Genomic DNA, 15,719 nt, shown 5'->3' with positions numbered 1-15,719 from the left:
AATCCGTTCGCGTAGGAAAGCGCGATCAGGCTTTCTTGCGCGTCAGTTCCCGCATTGCCGCGTCCAGCCCGTCCAGCGTCAGCGGGAACATCGCCCCGCCCATCAAGTCGCGGATCATCCGCGTGGAACTGGAATAGCCCCACTGGATCTCCGGCGTGGGATTGAGCCAGACGGTCGCCGGATACGTCTGCGCCACACGCTGCAGCCAGACTGCACCGGCTTCCTCGTTCATGTGCTCCACCGAACCGCCGGGATGGCTGACTTCGTAGGGGCTCATCGCCGCGTCGCCGACGAAGATCACCTTGTAGTCGTGCCCGAACTTGTGGAGCAGGTCCCAGGTCGGCGTGCGCTGAGACCAGCGGCGGCGGTTGTCCTTCCACACGCCTTCGTAGAGGCAGTTGTGGAAGTAGAAGAACTCCATGTTCTTGAACTCGGCGCTGGCGGCGCTGAACAGGTCTTCCATCATCTCGATGTACGGGTCCATCGACCCGCCAACATCGAGGAACAGCAGGACCTTCACGGCATTGTGCCGTTCCGGCCGCATCACCACGTCCAGCCAGCCCTGCTTGGCGGTGCCGCGGATCGTCTCGTCCAGATCGAGTTCTTCGGCCGCGCCTTCGCGGGCGAAGCGGCGGAGGCGGCGCAGCGCCACCTTGATGTTGCGCGTGCCCAGTTCGCGGGTGTTGTCTAGATTGGCGAACTCGCGCTTTTCCCAGACCTTGATCGCGCGGCCGTGTTTGCCTTCACCGCCGATGCGGATGCCTTCGGGGTTGTAGCCCGAATGGCCGAACGGCGAGGTGCCGTTGGTGCCGATCCACTTGTTCCCGCCGGAGTGGCGCTTTTCCTGCTCTTCCAGACGCTTCTTCAACGTCTCCATGATCTCGTCCCAGGAGCCGAGCGCCTTGATCTGCTCCATTTCCTCTTCGGAGAAGTAGCGCTCCGCCACCTTGCGCAGCCAGTCCTCGGGGATGTCGACGGGCTGCTGGCCATAGTCGGTCAGCACGCCCTTGAAGACCTTCTGGAACACCTGGTCGAACCGGTCGAGCAGGCCCTCGTCCTTCACGAAGGTCGCGCGGCTGAGGTAGTAGAATGCCTCGGGCGTCCGCTCGATCACGTCGCGCTCCAGCGCTTCCAGCAGCACCAGATGCTCCTTCAGCGAAGCGGGAATACCGGCGGCACGCAGTTCCTCCACGAAGTTCAGCAGCATGGCGACACTCCGCTTTGGTTGACACGAAACGCATGGAGAAGCGAACTGTCACCTTGTTGTGAAATCAATGGCTTAAGTGTCACTTTGCGCATCCGTGTGAGACCTTTCGGGCCGAAGTGTCACCTTGCGAAAAGGACGGTCCAAACTGGGCCCGGGCGGCGATGAAGCGGGAAAAGCTCATGACGCGGAACTTACACCTTCCAGGCTTGGGTAGGAAACCGCACGGGCCTTCGGGCGATGGACCAGCGCCACTAGCACGAAGGAGATGTACATCAGCAGATACCACGCGCCCAGCTTGGTCCAGTGGACCATGGCCCAGCCGTGCCGCTGGTTCGGATAGATCCAGGCCTGCGAAAACGTCGCCAGATTCTCGGCAAACCAGATGAACAGCGCGACCAGAAACCAGCCCAGCAGCAAGGGCATCCAGCGATCCTCCCGCCAGACGCGGAACCAGATGCGCGTTCGCAGGAAGAGCGCGCCCAGCAAGGCGAATAGCGCGATCCGCACGTCCGGCAGCCAGTGATGCGCGAAGAAGTTGACGTAGATCGCCACGGCCAGCGCAACCGATGCCGCCTCGATCGGATAGCCGCTGAAGCGGAAATCGAAGATGCGCCAGATGCGGGCGATATAGCTGCCGACGGCGGCGTACATGAAGCCGGAAAACAGCGGCACACCGCCGATCCGCAGCAGGTTTGCCTCAGGATATTCCCATGACCCATGCGCCGTCTTGAACAGTTCCATCACCGTGCCGACCACGTGGAAGGCAAGGATCACCTTGGCCTCGTCCATGGTCTCCAGTCTCAGCGCCAGCATGGCGATCTGGATCGCCAGCGCCGCCAGCGTCAGGAAATCGTAACGGGCAAGCGGCGCATCGGCCGGATAGAACAAGTGGGTGACCACCAGCAGTGCCAGCAGCAGTCCGCCGAACAGGCACGCCCAACCTTGCTTGAAGCCGAACAGCAGAAATTCATAAAGCCATGCCCGCCAGCTCGGACGCGGCTCGAATGCTTCGAGCCGCGCGCGGATGGTGGCAAAGCGAGTGTGCGAACCCGTCATGCCTGCCCTATCAGGTGGCAGACGGCGGCGGTGGCGGTTGCTGCGGCCAGGTTTCCAGCGCGGTGTCGAAATGCGCCCATTCCGGCGCGTCGTCGGTCCAGATCACCACTTCCGGCTTCAATCCATGCCCCGCGTCCAGTGCGCCGAGGCGCATGGTTTGCAGGTGCGGACGCGCCGAACTCTGCGCGAAAATCTGGGTGCCGCACTTGGGGCAGAAATGGAAGGTCAGCGTGTTGCCGCTGGCGGCCTTCCACGTGGACGAGGCAAGATCGCCCTCGATCGCGACGTCTTCAACCTTGAAGATGGCGTTATTGGTCGGGCTGCCCGCCGCCAGCTGCTGGCACTGGCGGCACCAGCACTGGCGCGTGGCGATGGGCTCTCCGCCGATTTCCAGGGTGACGGCGCTGCACGAGCAGCGGCCGGTATAAGGTGCAGTCATAATCAGTTCCCCCGGCGCGCCATGAAAGCGAGCCTTTCGAACAGCATGACGTCCTGCTCGTTCTTGAGCAAGGCGCCGTGAAGCGGCGGGATCGCCTTGGCCGGATCCTGGTTCTGCAGCACGTCCAGCGGCATATCCTCAGCCAGCAGCAGCTTCAGCCAGTCCAGCAACTCGCTGGTGGAGGGTTTCTTCTTCAGGCCGGGCACTTCGCGCAGCTCGTAGAAGATCTCCATCGCCTTGGTGACGAGCGTCTTCTGAATGCCGGGAAAATGGACGTCGACGATGGCCTGCATCGTCTCGCGGTCCGGAAACTTGATGTAGTGGAAGAAGCAGCGGCGCAGGAACGCGTCCGGCAGGTCCTTCTCGTTGTTGGAGGTGATGACGACGATGGGGCGCTCGGCAGCGGCAACGTGCTCGCCGGTTTCGTAGACGTCGAAGGCCATGCGATCGAGTTCGGCCAGAAGGTCGTTGGGAAACTCGATATCGGCCTTGTCGATCTCATCGATCAGCAGCACGGGTAGGCGGGGCGAGGTGAATGCCTCCCACAGCTTGCCCTTGCGAATGTAGTTGTTGATGTCGTGGACGCGGGCGTCGCCAAGCTGACCGTCGCGCAGGCGGCCTACCGCGTCGTATTCGTAAAGGCCCTGGTGCGCCTTGGTGGTGGACTTGACGTTCCAGGTGATGAGCGGCGCGTTTAGCGAGGCAGCGATCTGTTCTGCTAGCACGGTCTTGCCGGTGCCGGGCTCTCCCTTCACCAGCAACGGGCGGCGCAGCAGGACGGCGGCGTTCACTGCAACTTTCAGATCGTCGGTGGCGACGTAGCTGCTGGTGCCTTCGAAACGCTGTGAATTGCCGGTCTTATGATCCACGCTCATCCGTAATTATCCCAAAAAAACCGCTGAATTTCCGCCAATCTCGTTCGTGAATGTCTATTGTCGTGCGGGCACGTATATTTGACGCATATGTGATGGTTTGACGTGAACGATAAGGCGAAAACGCTCAAAGAAGGCCCGCTGACAACCCGCGCTGCGCGGGCCGAGTTGCCCGAGGGTGTGCACTGGCGGGGTGTAGATACGCAAGTGCATTTAGATACCGGCGCGGGAAGCGCGGGGGCGTTTTGCCGGTGCGTTGGCGTGTCGGGGTGAGCTACAAGCAAGCTCCGCTGAGCCCGGCCGATGACGAAATTTTGGAAGGCACACTCTCGTTTGCCGCTGCGATCAAGGCAGATCGGGTGCATTACGGATTGTACGCCGCCGGATTTCTGCGTCGGTGCGGCATTCCCTGTGCCAGTGAGGCCACTTCCGCCAAGCTATGCAGAGAGGCAGTGCGAACGGCCTGGCACGATCAGGAACGCGCTCAGAACGATCGCGCTGCTGTCAGGGTTACAGTCGCGCCTTGATGGCGGCGGCGTTCTTCGCTGCCGGTATAGGTCGCGGCGCGGCTGGGGTTGTAGAAGCGTCTTAGGCGATAGAAATCCTGGCCGCCCAGCGCGGCGACGGCCAATGTCGTCTTGAACCCGGCGAGTGCCGTCGTCTCGACATAGCCGCCCCAGCTCGTCCCATCGCGCCATCGGAGTTGTTCTGCGGTGTAGAAGACGTCGCCATATTCGGCGGCGGCGAGCGTGACGCCCCACGATGACTTGAGTTTCGGCAGATCGTGCCGGAATTCGGCGCTGACGCTGCGGGGGATCACGTCATCCATGGGGCGCATCTGGCCGGTAACCTGATCGTGCATGCGCGAGCGGCGCAGCGTCGCGTCCACGGTCAGCCGCGCGCCGCGCACTACCGCTTCGAGCGGCAGCGTGCCCTGTGCGGTAACGCCCCATTGGCGCCCGTTGCCGATCGTGCCCAGCGCTTCGTCCCCGCTGGGGAGCAGGACATAGCCGAGCAGGCCGGTGTGCCATTGGTACCAGGCTTCCAGCGCCAGCGCGCCGCCCTTGCCCCAGCGATGGTCCAGCCGCGCCAGGGCGCGCGTAATGCGCGCCGGACGAAGCTGGGAATTGCCGCCCAGCGGTCGGCCATCGGTCTGATTTACGGAAGCGGCGAAATCGCTGAAATCGAGTTGGTCGACGGTACGCCGCATGCCGATGCGCACTTGTGTCTCGGCCGAAGGCGACCAGACCAGCGCGGCGGAGGGCTTCAGGTAGGACAGGCTCTGCTGGCTGGCAGCCTCTCCGCTGACGGTAATGCGCGACAATTCGATCGCCATGCCGGCTTCCAGCGACAGCCGCTTGGCCACCCCCACCGTCACATTCGCGAAAGCCTCAGCGCGCTGTTCCGACACGCGGGTATCGGCATTGCTGAGCGGGATGGGGACAAGCCCGGCGCCGGTATCCTCGGCATAGTCGAGCGCGCTGGAAAGGCGATTGTACGCGACTTCCGCGCCCAGTTCGGGGCGGACCGGATGATCGCCCTCCCGCGTGACGGTGACGCGGCCGACGAGTTCGATCGGCTTTTCACGCTGTTCGGACACGCTGCGATAGCCGGGATCGGCCAGATCGTCCGCAGTGACATAACGTTCGATGGTGCCGAGCGCGACCAGCTTGGTGCTCCAGTCGTTGCCCAGCCGGCGCGTCCAGTCCGCACCCAGTTCGCCGCTGCGGCCGTTCTCACGGTAGGCGATCGTGCGGGTGGAATCGGGCGGGCCGTCGGCCGTACCGGTGAAGATGTCGTAATCCGTGTGGGACGAATAGCCGTCCTTGCCGAGCCGCAGGTTCACCGTCAGCGTGCCGCCCACCACGTCGCCTGAGGTGGACAGCGCAAAACCGTATTGCGGCGCGTTCGCCGAGATCCGCTCGTTGCGTGTGCGCGTCAGCGTGCCGTTCGCATCGCGCTCCAGATAGACGGCGTGGGTGGGATAGCGGACCGTTTCGGCGGACAGTTCGACGTTCGTCTGCCAACCCGCGACCCGCCGGGCGTAGCTGACCCGCGCGTTGGGCGAGATATGGCCATCGGCCGTGTGCGCCAGCGCGAGCGAGGCATTGCCGGAACCGCCGGCATCGGCCCGCAGGATCAGGTTGGCGACGAGTGTCTGGCCCTGCGCCTCTGCCGCATCGCTGCCGCGCAGGAGGACGACGCGCTCCACGCGCGAGGCGGCGATCCGGCGCAGCACTTCGGTAATTCCGCCGCCTTTAACGGTTGGCCGCTGGCCGTCGATCAGCACATTGCCCGCCGCTGCGCCAAAACCGCGCAATGAGGAGCCTTCGCTCAGGATGAAGCCGGGCGTCCGTTCCAGCATGTCCAGCGCGGTTTGGGGCTGGAAAGCCTTGTAGAACTCGGCCGGGTAGACCGGATCGGGCCCGGCGGGCGTGACGGGATGAGCGGTGCTGGTCGGCGCGGGATCGCCGGCCTGGGGCTCTTCGCCGGGCGTGCCGGACGCCATTGCTGCGGCACCGGCGATGAGCAGGGAGAACGGGTTCATCGCGTGGCCGCCAGCAGCCAGCAAATCAGGGCCAGCGGCACGGCCGCGCCGATCAGCCAGGCCCAGGCCCGCACGGGACTGGCGGCGTGGAACACCGCCATGGCCACCACCGCGAACACCGCGTAGCTCGCCAGCGTGGCGGCGGTAACCGCCTCGGCGCGGGCCATGCCGAGTGCGGCGAGGACCAGCGAAAGCGCCACGGTGCCAAGCGCGGTCACCCCATAAGCGCCGAGCGTTCCGGCTATTGTGCGCGAGGCGACCGACCAGCGGCGGCGCGTGGCCTCTCGCAGCGGAAGCTGGCCGAAGGGCTTGATCATGGGTTTTTTCGAGCCTTTCATCGGCGCAGTCGGGCGAGGATACGCTCGCGATTGGTCTGGGCAGTGAGCGTGAGGGCGGCACCGAACGACAGCCAGCCAAACCACGCGACTGTGCCGTAGGCCCAGCCGAAGCCGAAGCCCGCCACGGCGAACGCGGCGGTCAGAACGGCAAGGCCGCCAAGGCGCAGCAGGCGAGCGGTCCGTGCCGGCAGTTTGCGGCGCAGCCAGTCCTGCTGGTGGCGCGCCATCGCCATGAGGAGGAGCGCAAAGCCCGCGAGCGTCATGGCGGCGACGATGAAATGGGTCATGCAGTCGCCTCCTCACCGCTGCGCCGTTTGCGCGCGGGCATCGCTCGCGGTTTGTGGCGGGCAAGTGTCCAGCCTGTAAAGGCAAAACCGGCGGCCAGCGCCAGCATCACAAGGTCAAAGCTGGCGAACGTCCAGTCGCCCGCCATCAGGCTGCGGGCAAGGCCGCGTGGGGTGGTTGCCGCATCGACCAATGGGATGGCCGCGTAGAGCATGGCGGCAACACCTAGCGTCTCCAGCCATGCCCGGCGCGGCTGGCGCAGGAATGCCCAGACCAGCGTTCCGCCCCAGGCGATGAAGAGGGCGTTGATTTCCCAGTCCGCATGGTTGGCCAGGGAAACGGGCAGCAGCCGGTTGGCGAGGAAATAGGCCGCGATCCCGATCGGTGCTCCGGTAATGAAGCCGATGTTGAGCCGTTCCACCAGTCGGAAGCCGATATGCGGGCGATTTGGATCGGGCAGCTTCAGACGCCGCTTCACGCACCACAGGCACAGCCCGGTCGCCGCCATGGCCACGCCGCCAAGGCCGGACAGGAAGTAGAGCCAACGCAGGCCGTAACCCGCGAACCACGCCGTATGCAGGTCCACCATGACGCGGTGCGTAGCGGTGGCGCCGCCGGGCGATGCCGGCGTGGACGGCAGCACTGCCGCGTTCGTGGCATCGAGATAGACCGTGTCCGACCGGCCATTCCCCCAATCCGACTTGGCGGTATAGAGCGTGGCCAAGGCGGCCTTGTCGCCAGGGTTTTCGATCGAGAGATAGGTGGGCATGGCGCCGCCCCATTAGCCCTGGGCCTTGGCGATCATGCGCCCGATCGGGGCGATCGGCGCGGGTTCGCCGCTGGCCTCACGCTCCGGTCCTTGCGGATAAGTGGTGGCGTAGAAGGCCTGCCGGTCCGGGAAGTTCGCCGAAATCGCCCAGGGCATCAGCGTGAACAGCAGCGTCGCCAAACCGGTGTAGGTGATCATCAGGTGGAAGGGCAGGGCCAGCACGGCGGTCACGTTGTGCGCGTCCAGCCAACTGCGCTGCCCCTTGCGGAAGCGCAGCATGAAGAAGTCGGTGAAGATCTTCTTGTGCGTCACCACGCCGGACAGGATCGCCACGAGCATCGCCATGGCCGCCACGCAGACCAGATAGCGCGCCCACATGACCGAGATGAAATGGAGGTCGAAATGGAAGCGGTAGAGGAAGAAGCCGCCCCGCGTCTCGCGCACCGGGATTTCGGCGCCGGTAGCGGGATCCAGCGTGATCCGCGTCCCTTCGCGGCGGCCTTGGCCGGGCATCTGCCACGATACGTCCAGCCCGCTGCCGCCGCGCGCATCGGGCAGCGAGACGGACCAGCTCTCCGCCCCCGCCGCGCGGGCACGCAGCACCGCATCGGCAGAGGCGAAGGCGCGCGGGGATATGCGCGTTTCGGAAGGCAGCTCGGGCCGCATCCAGGCGTCGATCTCGTGCTGGAAGAACGCCGCCGTTCCGAACACGAAGATGACGTAGAGCACCCAGCCCGGCACCAGTCCGGCCCAGGTGTGCAGCCATGCCATCGACTGGCGCAGGCTCTGCTTCATGACGCGGCCACCGCGTGTCTATCCCGGTCCGTCACGCTCAGAACCCGTACTTGACCGCGAAGGCCACATTGCGGGGGCCGCCGAGCTGGGACGAGGTCGCCCAGTAATCGAGGCCGCCCACGTTCGCGACGTTGAGGTCGAAGCGGATCGGATGCCCGTCGATCTCTGTCTTGTAGTGCATCCCAAGGTCGACGATCGTGTAGCCGTCGATCTTCTGGAGGTTGGCGCTGTCCTTGTACATCTTGCCGGCGTGGTAGACGCCGCCGCTGATGGAGAAGCCGTCCAGCCCCGGAATTTCGTAATCGGCGAAGATTTTCGCCAGCATGTCGCTGACGCCGGTGGGCTTCTTGCCCAAGAGTGAGGCCGTGCTGGTCTTGGTGACTTTCAGGTCCATCACGGTGCCGCCCAGCATCACGTTGAGCCGGGGCGTGACATGGCCGGTCACCGTCAGTTCCACGCCTTGGTGGACCTCCACACCGTCCTGCGTGCGGGTGATCTTGCCGTTCACCGTCTCGTCGAAGGAATTGGCCTTCTCGATCCGGTAGAGCGCGCCGGTGATAATGAGCGCGTCGATGGGCGCGTACTTGGCGCCGACCTCGTAATGCTTGGAGACGTAGGGCTTCATGATCTCGCCCGGATTGTTGTAGAGCGCGGCGTCGTCCGGGACGGTCGAGCCCTGTTCCAGCCCCTCCATGTACGTCGCGTAGGTCGTCACGCGCGCCGCCGGCTTGAACACCAGAGAGATCGTGGGCGTATAGGCGCTTTCGTTATAGCTGGACGTGCGCGCGCCGGTCGCCCCGAAGTTGCGGGCCTTCACGGTGCTGCGGTTCACGCCCAGCATTGCGCTGAGCTGCTCGGTAAACTGGATGTCGTCACCCAGAATCACGTTGGTGTTCTGCGACTGGCTGGACTTGTAGAGCGCCCCCCACGAATAAGTGTTCAGCGTATCGGGCATGGCCCAATTGTTCATGTCGTTCGGGTCGGTGAAGGCCGGCGAGAAACCGGCGCTGACCGAGTTGGTGACGTGCCGCTTCACACGCAGGATGTCGCCCGAAGCGCCCAAGGTCAGGCGGTGCTTGATGCCCAGCGTGGCGAATTCGCTGTCGAGATAGGCATAGGCGCCCTGCGCAATGTTGTAGGACGGCGCGCTGCGCGAGGCCCAGCCGACCTTCCAGCCTACATCCTCGAAATAAGCCGGATAGACGTTGATCGATTCCTGCGCATCGCGCTTGTAGAGGTAGGCGGCGCGCAGGCTGAAAGTGTCGTTCAGCTTCCACCTGGCATTGGTGCCGATGCGGTCGGTCTTGATCTGGAGGTAAGTCCAGTCCGGCGTCCAGGTCTTGCTGGCGTCCAGCGGTTCGATCCAGTGATCGATCGCCGCGTAACTGGTATCGGCATAGGCGTAGAAGCGGGAATCGATGCCGTCGATCCGGTAATAGGTATGCGCCGCTTCCACTTGCAGCAGCAGGTCCGGCGTGACGTTCCAGTCCACCGCGCCGCTGAACAGGCTGCGGGCGATGTTCTGGTTCTTCTTCGCCGTCTCACCGTCCTGATAGGAGAGGTTCAGGCGGTAGGCGAACACACCGTCCCGGTCGATCTTGCCGCCCAGATCGGCGTGGACGAAGAACTGCCTGTTGCCATAGTCGCCCACGGTGATGTCACGCGTGGGTGTGTAAGTCGGCCGCTTGAGCACGTAGTTGGTCACACCGCCCGGATTGCCGACGCCGTATAGGAAGCCGGACAGGCCGTTCATGATCTCCACATTGGCGAGTTCTTCCATGGAAATGCCGGTCAGCGTGGAGGAAAGCCGGACGCCGTCCACCACGCCCTTCTGGGAATCGAAGCCACGGATGGTAACATAGGGCGTGCCGTAGACGGTCGATGGGGCGGAATTCTGGACCACCGGGTTCATCTTGAACATCTGGTCCATGTCGCCGGCGACGACGCTTTCGATCAGGTCCTGCGAGAGCACGCTGATCGCGTAAGGCGTGTCGATGACGAGCTTGTCGCCCCAAGGGCCCGAGGCCGAGCGCGCGTCGATCCTGTCGTCATGGCCGAGCACGAGGATGGCATCGCCCCGCGGCGCGTCGTCCCCTGCGTCGAAAGTGCGTTCCTCGCTGGGGGCGGCGGCCACGGCGGGCTCCGTGCTGGCGGAGACGAGCAGTGTATCGAGCGTCATTGCGCCGGTGGTCGCGCGGGCAATCGTCACGGCGGCGGGGCCGTTGGCGCGCGCCACCAGACCGGTGCCGGACAGCAGCCGCGCCAGCGCATCGCGCCACGGCAGCGTCGCGTTCAGGCCTTGCGACTGGCGTCCCTGCGTCAGCGAGGCATCGTAGTTCAGTTGCAATCCGCTCTGCTGCGCAAAGCTGTTCAGCGCGTCGCTCAGCGATCCGGCGGGAATGGCATAGGCGTTCGCGCCGCCATTCACGCCGCCCTTCACGATTCGATTCTCTTGCGCCATCGCACTGGATGCGAACATGGTCATGCCGCCGGTCAGCGTGGTGCCGGCAAGCAGTGCGGCTATCAGCAGACGTGCGCCGCCATGACCCGTTTTCTCGTACATCGAATTGACCCCACATGGTTGCGAGACGGCGCAATCACGATGTTGCGATCCATTCTCAATAATGGAGACGGGGTGGGGCGGGAAAACACGACTAAGGGCTGCAAAGTTTTTTGCGCCCCTCAGCGGTGGAGCACGATCAGCCGGTCCGAAAGCCGGAAAGACCTGAGCTTCAGGCTGCGCTCGATGCTGTCCACGGCGGCGAGCGGGTGGTCGAGATCGTAGACGCCGCTGACCTTCACGTCCGCCGCGGGCCCAGCGACGGTGAGATAGCCATGCCGATAGCGCGCGATTTCCGCGACGACCTCGCGCAAGGGGCGGTTCACCACAACGAGCTGGCCCTGCGTCCAGGCAGTGCTGCCATGTCCGGCGGCTTCGATAGCGCCCAGTTTCTCCGCGCCGAAATCGACGCGCTGGCCTTCATCGACGATGCCGGAACGTCCGCCGCCGATGACCCGGACGCGGTGTTCGGTCACCACGAGTTCGGCCGTGCCGTCCCGTTCGCGCACTGCGAAAGCCGTGCCCAGCGCGGTGGCGCTGCCGCCTGCAGCCTCGACGGTGAAGGGGCGGCTGCGGTCTGGCGCAACTTCGAAGAACGCGCTGCCTTCTAGCAGGCGAACCTTGCGGCTGGCGCCGGAAAAGTCGTGAACGATGGCCGAGCTGCTGCCCAGCGTTATGCGTGAACCGTCTTCCAGCGTCAGCATACGCCGTTCGCCCACGCCAGTGGCATAGTCCGCGGGCAGGCGGGTCGGCCAATGGCCGAACGAGGCGAAGGCCAACAGCGCTACCGATGCGGCGACGACGGCACCGGCCCAGCGCTGCGGCTTGCGTGCGGGAGCCACGGCGGAACCGCGTTTGCGGCGCAGCAGGCTCCGGCGCTTGGCGGGGAGCGAAGGCAAGGAAGGCGCCGGATCGCTGTCCATCAGCCCCCAAAGATCTTCCAGTCGTTCGAAGGCGCGGCGATGGGCAGGCTCGGTGAGCCAGCGCTGGAAGGCCCGCTCATCCTCGGCCGACAATTCTCCCCCGTCCCTACGGACGATCCAATCGGCGGCGGTTTCGGCAATAGCGGCCGGAATGGTGGCGCGTGGCGCGGTTTCGGTCACGGTTCCGTCCCTTCGCTGGGTGTCGTCATAGACCATGACGGAACGGAGCCCCCAAACACGACGCCAGACACGAACCAGTCTATCTTGCGGAGCGCATCGGCCATCACGCTTCCTCCTCCTCGATTTCGCCGAGGCGGGTGGCCAGCGTCAGCAGGGCGATCCGCAACTGCTTCTCGACCGCGCCCCGCGTGATGCCGAGGCGGTCGGCGATGTCTGCCTGATCGAGGCCATCGAACTTGCGCAAAATGAAGATTTCCCGGCACCGGGCTGGCAGCCCCTCGACCAGTTCGCGCACCATGCGCAGGCGGTCTGCCGCAAGGACGTGGCGTTCGGCATCGGGGCTGTCATCGGCAATGGTGATGCCCGCTTCTTCCTCCGCCAGCCAGGGCCGCCACTTGCCGTTGTCCCGCGCCCGGTCGTTCACCAGATTGCGGGCCACGCGGTAGAGAAAGGCGCGGGGGTTCTCGACCCGGCCCGAACGCAGCGACGGAATGGCCCGCGCCCAGGTCTCCTGCACGATATCGGCGGCAACCGGCGGCGAATTCACGAGCGAGCGCACATAGGCGGACAGAGCCGCCTGATGGCAACCGACGATAGCCGCATCGCCCCCGTTCACGGCGTGACCGGCGAGGCCAGCTCATCATCGATGAGGAAGGCGATAGGCAGGGTTATGACGAGTTCGTCGGGAAGCCCGGTCGGGATCGGCGGGAACGGTGCTGCTCGCGAAACGATGCCAAGCGCTGCCTGGTCGAGGGCGGCATGTCCCGTGCCGGAAACGATCACTGCATCGAGCAGATTCCCTTCACGGTCGATGCGGAAGAGCAGGGAGCCGGTCCCTTGCGCGTTATGGCGAAGCGATCCTGGGGGATAGCGGCGCTGGCTTTCCAGCTGTGCGATCAGCGCGCGGCGATAGGACAGGGCGACGTCAGGCAGATTGTCCGAAAGGCTGCCGCCGGCGGCGGTGGGCGCGTCGGACGCGTTCGTCTGGAGCATCGCCACGGTGCGGGCGGGAAGGGGCAGGGCGATCTCTGCCCTGACCGATGCCGGTGAATGCCGTGGGCGAATCGCGTGGGCACTCGGTTTTTCGGGTAATGGTGCCGGCGCATGTACGTCGAACGTCACGAGCCTGGGCACCGCCGCCGTGTGGTCCGGGGAGCCTGCTTGCAGCCAGCCGAAGGTGATGGCGGCAACGGCTGCTGCCGCCACGTGAACCCCCGCCGTGATGACCAGGGCGACCGCACGCACCGGTGCACCGTTCCCACCCTTTCGGTGGGAACGGTGCACGCGGCAAAGGAAAGGCGGCGGGGTCACGCGCGGTGGTGAGTGATGGTTGCCGCGCGGTCCTTACAGCGTGCCGCGCAGCGTCAGCGTAAAGGCGCGGGGCGTCGCATAGCGGGCGCTGCCGATATAAAGGCCCGAATAGTACTTCTTGTCGAAGACGTTATCGACGTGCGCGGTAAGGGAGAAGTGTTCCGAGAATCGGTAGTTCGCCAGCAAGTCCAGCGTGGCAAGGCTGCCCTGCGTGTAAAGCTCCCCATTGGGGCCCGTGCCGTCTGCCGTGGTCTTGCTCTGCCACTTCAGGTTGCCGCCCACCATCAAGGCTTCAAGTGCGCCCGGCAGCCTGTAGGCCGTGAACATCTTGAAGGTGTTCTTGGGGATCTGCGCAAGCTGACGAACCCCGTCGCGATCCTCGGCCCGGGCATTGGCAAAGCCGCCCGCGACCCGCCAGCCGGGCAGGATCTCACCGTTGACTTCGAGTTCGAAGCCCGACGACTTCATGCCAGAGACTGCGTGATAGGCGGCGCTGCCGTCCGGCGCAAAGATGCCGGGGCCGTCTGCCAACGCGTAGTTGTCCTGCTTCATCTTGAAGACGGCGGCGCTGGCGCTCAGCTTGCCGTCGAGGAAGTCGGCCTTGAGGCCCGCTTCGTAGGTATTGCCTTCGAGCGGGGCGATCATGTCGCCATCGACGGTGCGCTGGGTCTGCGGTTCGAAAACGCTGGCGTAGCTGACATAGGCCGAGACGGTCTTCGTAAGATCCAGCACGAGGCCGGCGTAAGGGGTCAGCACGGCCTTTTCGTGCGTTCCCGGCGTCCAGGTGCGGGGGCCCGCGAGATCCTGGGAGTAGCTGTCCTGCTCCCACCAGGTCAGGCGTCCGCCCACGATCACCGACAGCGGCGAGATCGGCTTGAGCCGCGCGACGCCTGAAGCGGCGGTGGTGCGGATGCGGTTGCCGCCATAGCCCTGGATGGTCGTCAAGTCGGGCTTGGTGGTTTCGCCGGTTGCGAAGAATTCGAAGGCATCGACCGACTTCATGTAGTCACCGCCCGACCACCAGCCGGGATAGAGCGTCTGGTCGTCATCGAACTGGGCATGGCTCAGCGTCAGCGCGATGTGCTGTTCCTGGCCCAGCGCTTCGAAACTGCCGCGCAAGTTGGCGTAGACGGCGTTCAGGGTGAGGTCGGATGCCCAGCGCGTGGAATAGAGCGTGCCGCCAAGGCCGGTGTCCTTGTCGATCGCGGTGCCGAAGAAATAGCCGATGGTCTCGTCATAAGAGCCGGACTTGTGCTCGGCGTCGATCTGGAGATGCCAGTTCTTGTCGAAATCATGTGCGATCGAGGCGAAGATGTTCACGCTCTTGCGGTTGAAATCGGACCATTCGGCGCCGCCGTTGGTCGAACGGGCGAAGTCGGTCTTGGTGCCATCGGTGTAGAACAGCGGCAGGCCGCCGCGCGAGGCGCCGGTGTTGGTGAAATTCTGGTACTCGACTCCCGCGGTAAGCAGTGTGGTGGGCGTCAGATCGGCCTCGACGATGCCATAAAGCGCCTGACGCTTGGCATGTTCACGGTCGATGAAAGTGTCGTTGTCCTGCCAGGCCCCGGCAACGCGCGCGCGAATGCGTCCGTCCGAGGTTACCTTTCCGCTCACGTCGCCTTCGATGCGATACATGTCCCAGGAACCGACGGTTGCGGCCGCGCTGGCCTTGAGGTCCGTGCCGGGGCGCTTGCGGATCATGTTGATCGCTGCCGAAGGCTGGCCGGTGCCGGTCATCATGCCTGCCGAGCCGCGGATCACCTCGATCCGATCATAGGCGATCATGTCTGCGGTATCTTCGGTGAAGCCGTAGAGATTGGTGGGGCGGGCGATCCCGTCGACAAGGTAGTTCTGCACGGCGAATCCGCGCGCGGTATAGTTGGTACCGTCGGTGCCGAGCGCGCTGGAGCGGTTCGACTGGATGCCGACGATCTGCTCCATCACGGCCGAGATATCGTAGAGGCCTTGCTCCTCCATGCGGACGCTGTCGAGCACGGTGACCGACTGCGGGGTTTCGCGCGATGAGAGGCTGAGGCCGGTGGTTTCCGTTTCGCCCGTCACCACGATCGAGTCCTGCTCCGGATCCTCTGGCGCGGTTTCGGCGTGGGCGTTGCCGAAGCTCAGCAGGCCGAGTGCCAGTGCGGATGAGACGCAATAGCACATGCGATTTCTGGTTCTGGTGATCATTTTAAGCCCCCTGAGTCGGCGCGCTGGAGAAGCCGGCGTCGTTAAGTCGGGCGGCACCTAATGCGAATGATTTGCAAATGCAACATTGTAGCAATGTCTATATTCGCTGTCCGACAAACCTGTCGCGACATGGTGCAAGGGGTTGTCTTGATTGGTGAAGGTTCGTTGGCGGGGGTGTGGCGTTAGCGTTGTGCCGACCCCCCGAGCGGTTCGCAGTATCGGCGCCGTCACCATGAAAACCTGAGCAGC

At 64.6% G+C, this 15,719-nt stretch carries 14 protein-coding genes; all 14 read right to left on the bottom strand.

The features are described 5' to 3' along the window. Window positions 1-25: 25 nt before the first annotated feature. Window positions 26-1,207, bottom strand: a complete 1,182-nt coding sequence (locus ACZ1JV_RS18695; RefSeq protein ID WP_465150015.1) for a vWA domain-containing protein — start codon at window positions 1,205-1,207, stop codon at window positions 26-28. 177 nt (window positions 1,208-1,384) lie between these two features. Beyond that, window positions 1,385-2,263, bottom strand: a complete 879-nt coding sequence (locus ACZ1JV_RS18690) for a DUF817 domain-containing protein (RefSeq protein WP_465150014.1) — start codon at window positions 2,261-2,263, stop codon at window positions 1,385-1,387. Between the two features lie 10 nt (window positions 2,264-2,273). Beyond that, the gene (locus ACZ1JV_RS18685) at window positions 2,274-2,702 is read right to left on the bottom strand and encodes a GFA family protein (protein ID WP_465150013.1); all 429 of its coding nucleotides are present in this window, start codon (window positions 2,700-2,702) and stop codon (window positions 2,274-2,276) included. Window positions 2,703-2,704: 2 nt separating this feature from the next. Continuing rightward, window positions 2,705-3,577, bottom strand: coding sequence for an AAA family ATPase (locus ACZ1JV_RS18680; protein WP_465150012.1), 873 nt, complete (start codon window positions 3,575-3,577; stop codon window positions 2,705-2,707). Between the two features lie 481 nt (window positions 3,578-4,058). Then, window positions 4,059-6,122 (bottom strand): TonB-dependent receptor plug domain-containing protein, encoded by a 2,064-nt coding sequence (locus ACZ1JV_RS18675; protein WP_465150011.1) that lies wholly within the window; start codon window positions 6,120-6,122, stop codon window positions 4,059-4,061. Beyond that, window positions 6,119-6,439: a hypothetical protein gene (locus ACZ1JV_RS18670; protein WP_465150010.1), complete on the bottom strand. Its 321-nt coding sequence runs from the start codon at window positions 6,437-6,439 to the stop codon at window positions 6,119-6,121. Before ACZ1JV_RS18670 ends, ACZ1JV_RS18675 begins: the two co-directional genes overlap by 4 nt. Before the next feature lie 17 nt (window positions 6,440-6,456). After that, window positions 6,457-6,747 carry a DUF3325 domain-containing protein gene (locus ACZ1JV_RS18665; protein ID WP_465150009.1) on the bottom strand — a complete coding sequence of 97 codons (291 nt, stop codon included), beginning with the start codon at window positions 6,745-6,747 and terminating at the stop codon, window positions 6,457-6,459. Continuing rightward, a complete protein-coding gene (locus tag ACZ1JV_RS18660; protein ID WP_465150008.1) occupies window positions 6,744-7,514 on the bottom strand; it encodes a PepSY domain-containing protein in 771 nt (256 codons plus the stop codon). The genes ACZ1JV_RS18665 and ACZ1JV_RS18660 overlap by 4 nt, the downstream gene beginning before the upstream one ends. A gap of 12 nt (window positions 7,515-7,526) precedes the next feature. Beyond that, window positions 7,527-8,309, bottom strand: a complete 783-nt coding sequence (locus tag ACZ1JV_RS18655) for a PepSY-associated TM helix domain-containing protein (RefSeq protein WP_465150007.1) — start codon at window positions 8,307-8,309, stop codon at window positions 7,527-7,529. A gap of 37 nt (window positions 8,310-8,346) precedes the next feature. After that, complete coding sequence (locus tag ACZ1JV_RS18650; protein ID WP_465150006.1) at window positions 8,347-10,872, bottom strand: TonB-dependent siderophore receptor; 2,526 nt, start codon at window positions 10,870-10,872, stop codon at window positions 8,347-8,349. 119 nt (window positions 10,873-10,991) lie between these two features. Then, window positions 10,992-11,972 (bottom strand): FecR family protein, encoded by a 981-nt coding sequence (locus ACZ1JV_RS18645; RefSeq protein ID WP_465150005.1) that lies wholly within the window; start codon window positions 11,970-11,972, stop codon window positions 10,992-10,994. Between the two features lie 103 nt (window positions 11,973-12,075). Then, entirely contained in the window at window positions 12,076-12,588 is a 513-nt protein-coding gene (locus ACZ1JV_RS18640) for an RNA polymerase sigma factor (protein ID WP_465150004.1), read from the bottom strand. Further along, window positions 12,585-13,217, bottom strand: coding sequence for an energy transducer TonB (locus ACZ1JV_RS18635; RefSeq protein WP_465150003.1), 633 nt, complete (start codon window positions 13,215-13,217; stop codon window positions 12,585-12,587). Before ACZ1JV_RS18635 ends, ACZ1JV_RS18640 begins: the two co-directional genes overlap by 4 nt. A gap of 99 nt (window positions 13,218-13,316) precedes the next feature. Beyond that, the gene (locus tag ACZ1JV_RS18630; protein WP_465150002.1) at window positions 13,317-15,470 is read right to left on the bottom strand and encodes a TonB-dependent siderophore receptor; all 2,154 of its coding nucleotides are present in this window, start codon (window positions 15,468-15,470) and stop codon (window positions 13,317-13,319) included. Window positions 15,471-15,719: the final 249 nt, after the last annotated feature.

This window comes from Novosphingobium sp. BL-S-19 (genome assembly GCF_055521675.1).
The sequence above is the reverse complement of the archived record's forward strand: the minus strand, read 5'-3'. Positions and strand labels throughout refer to the sequence as shown.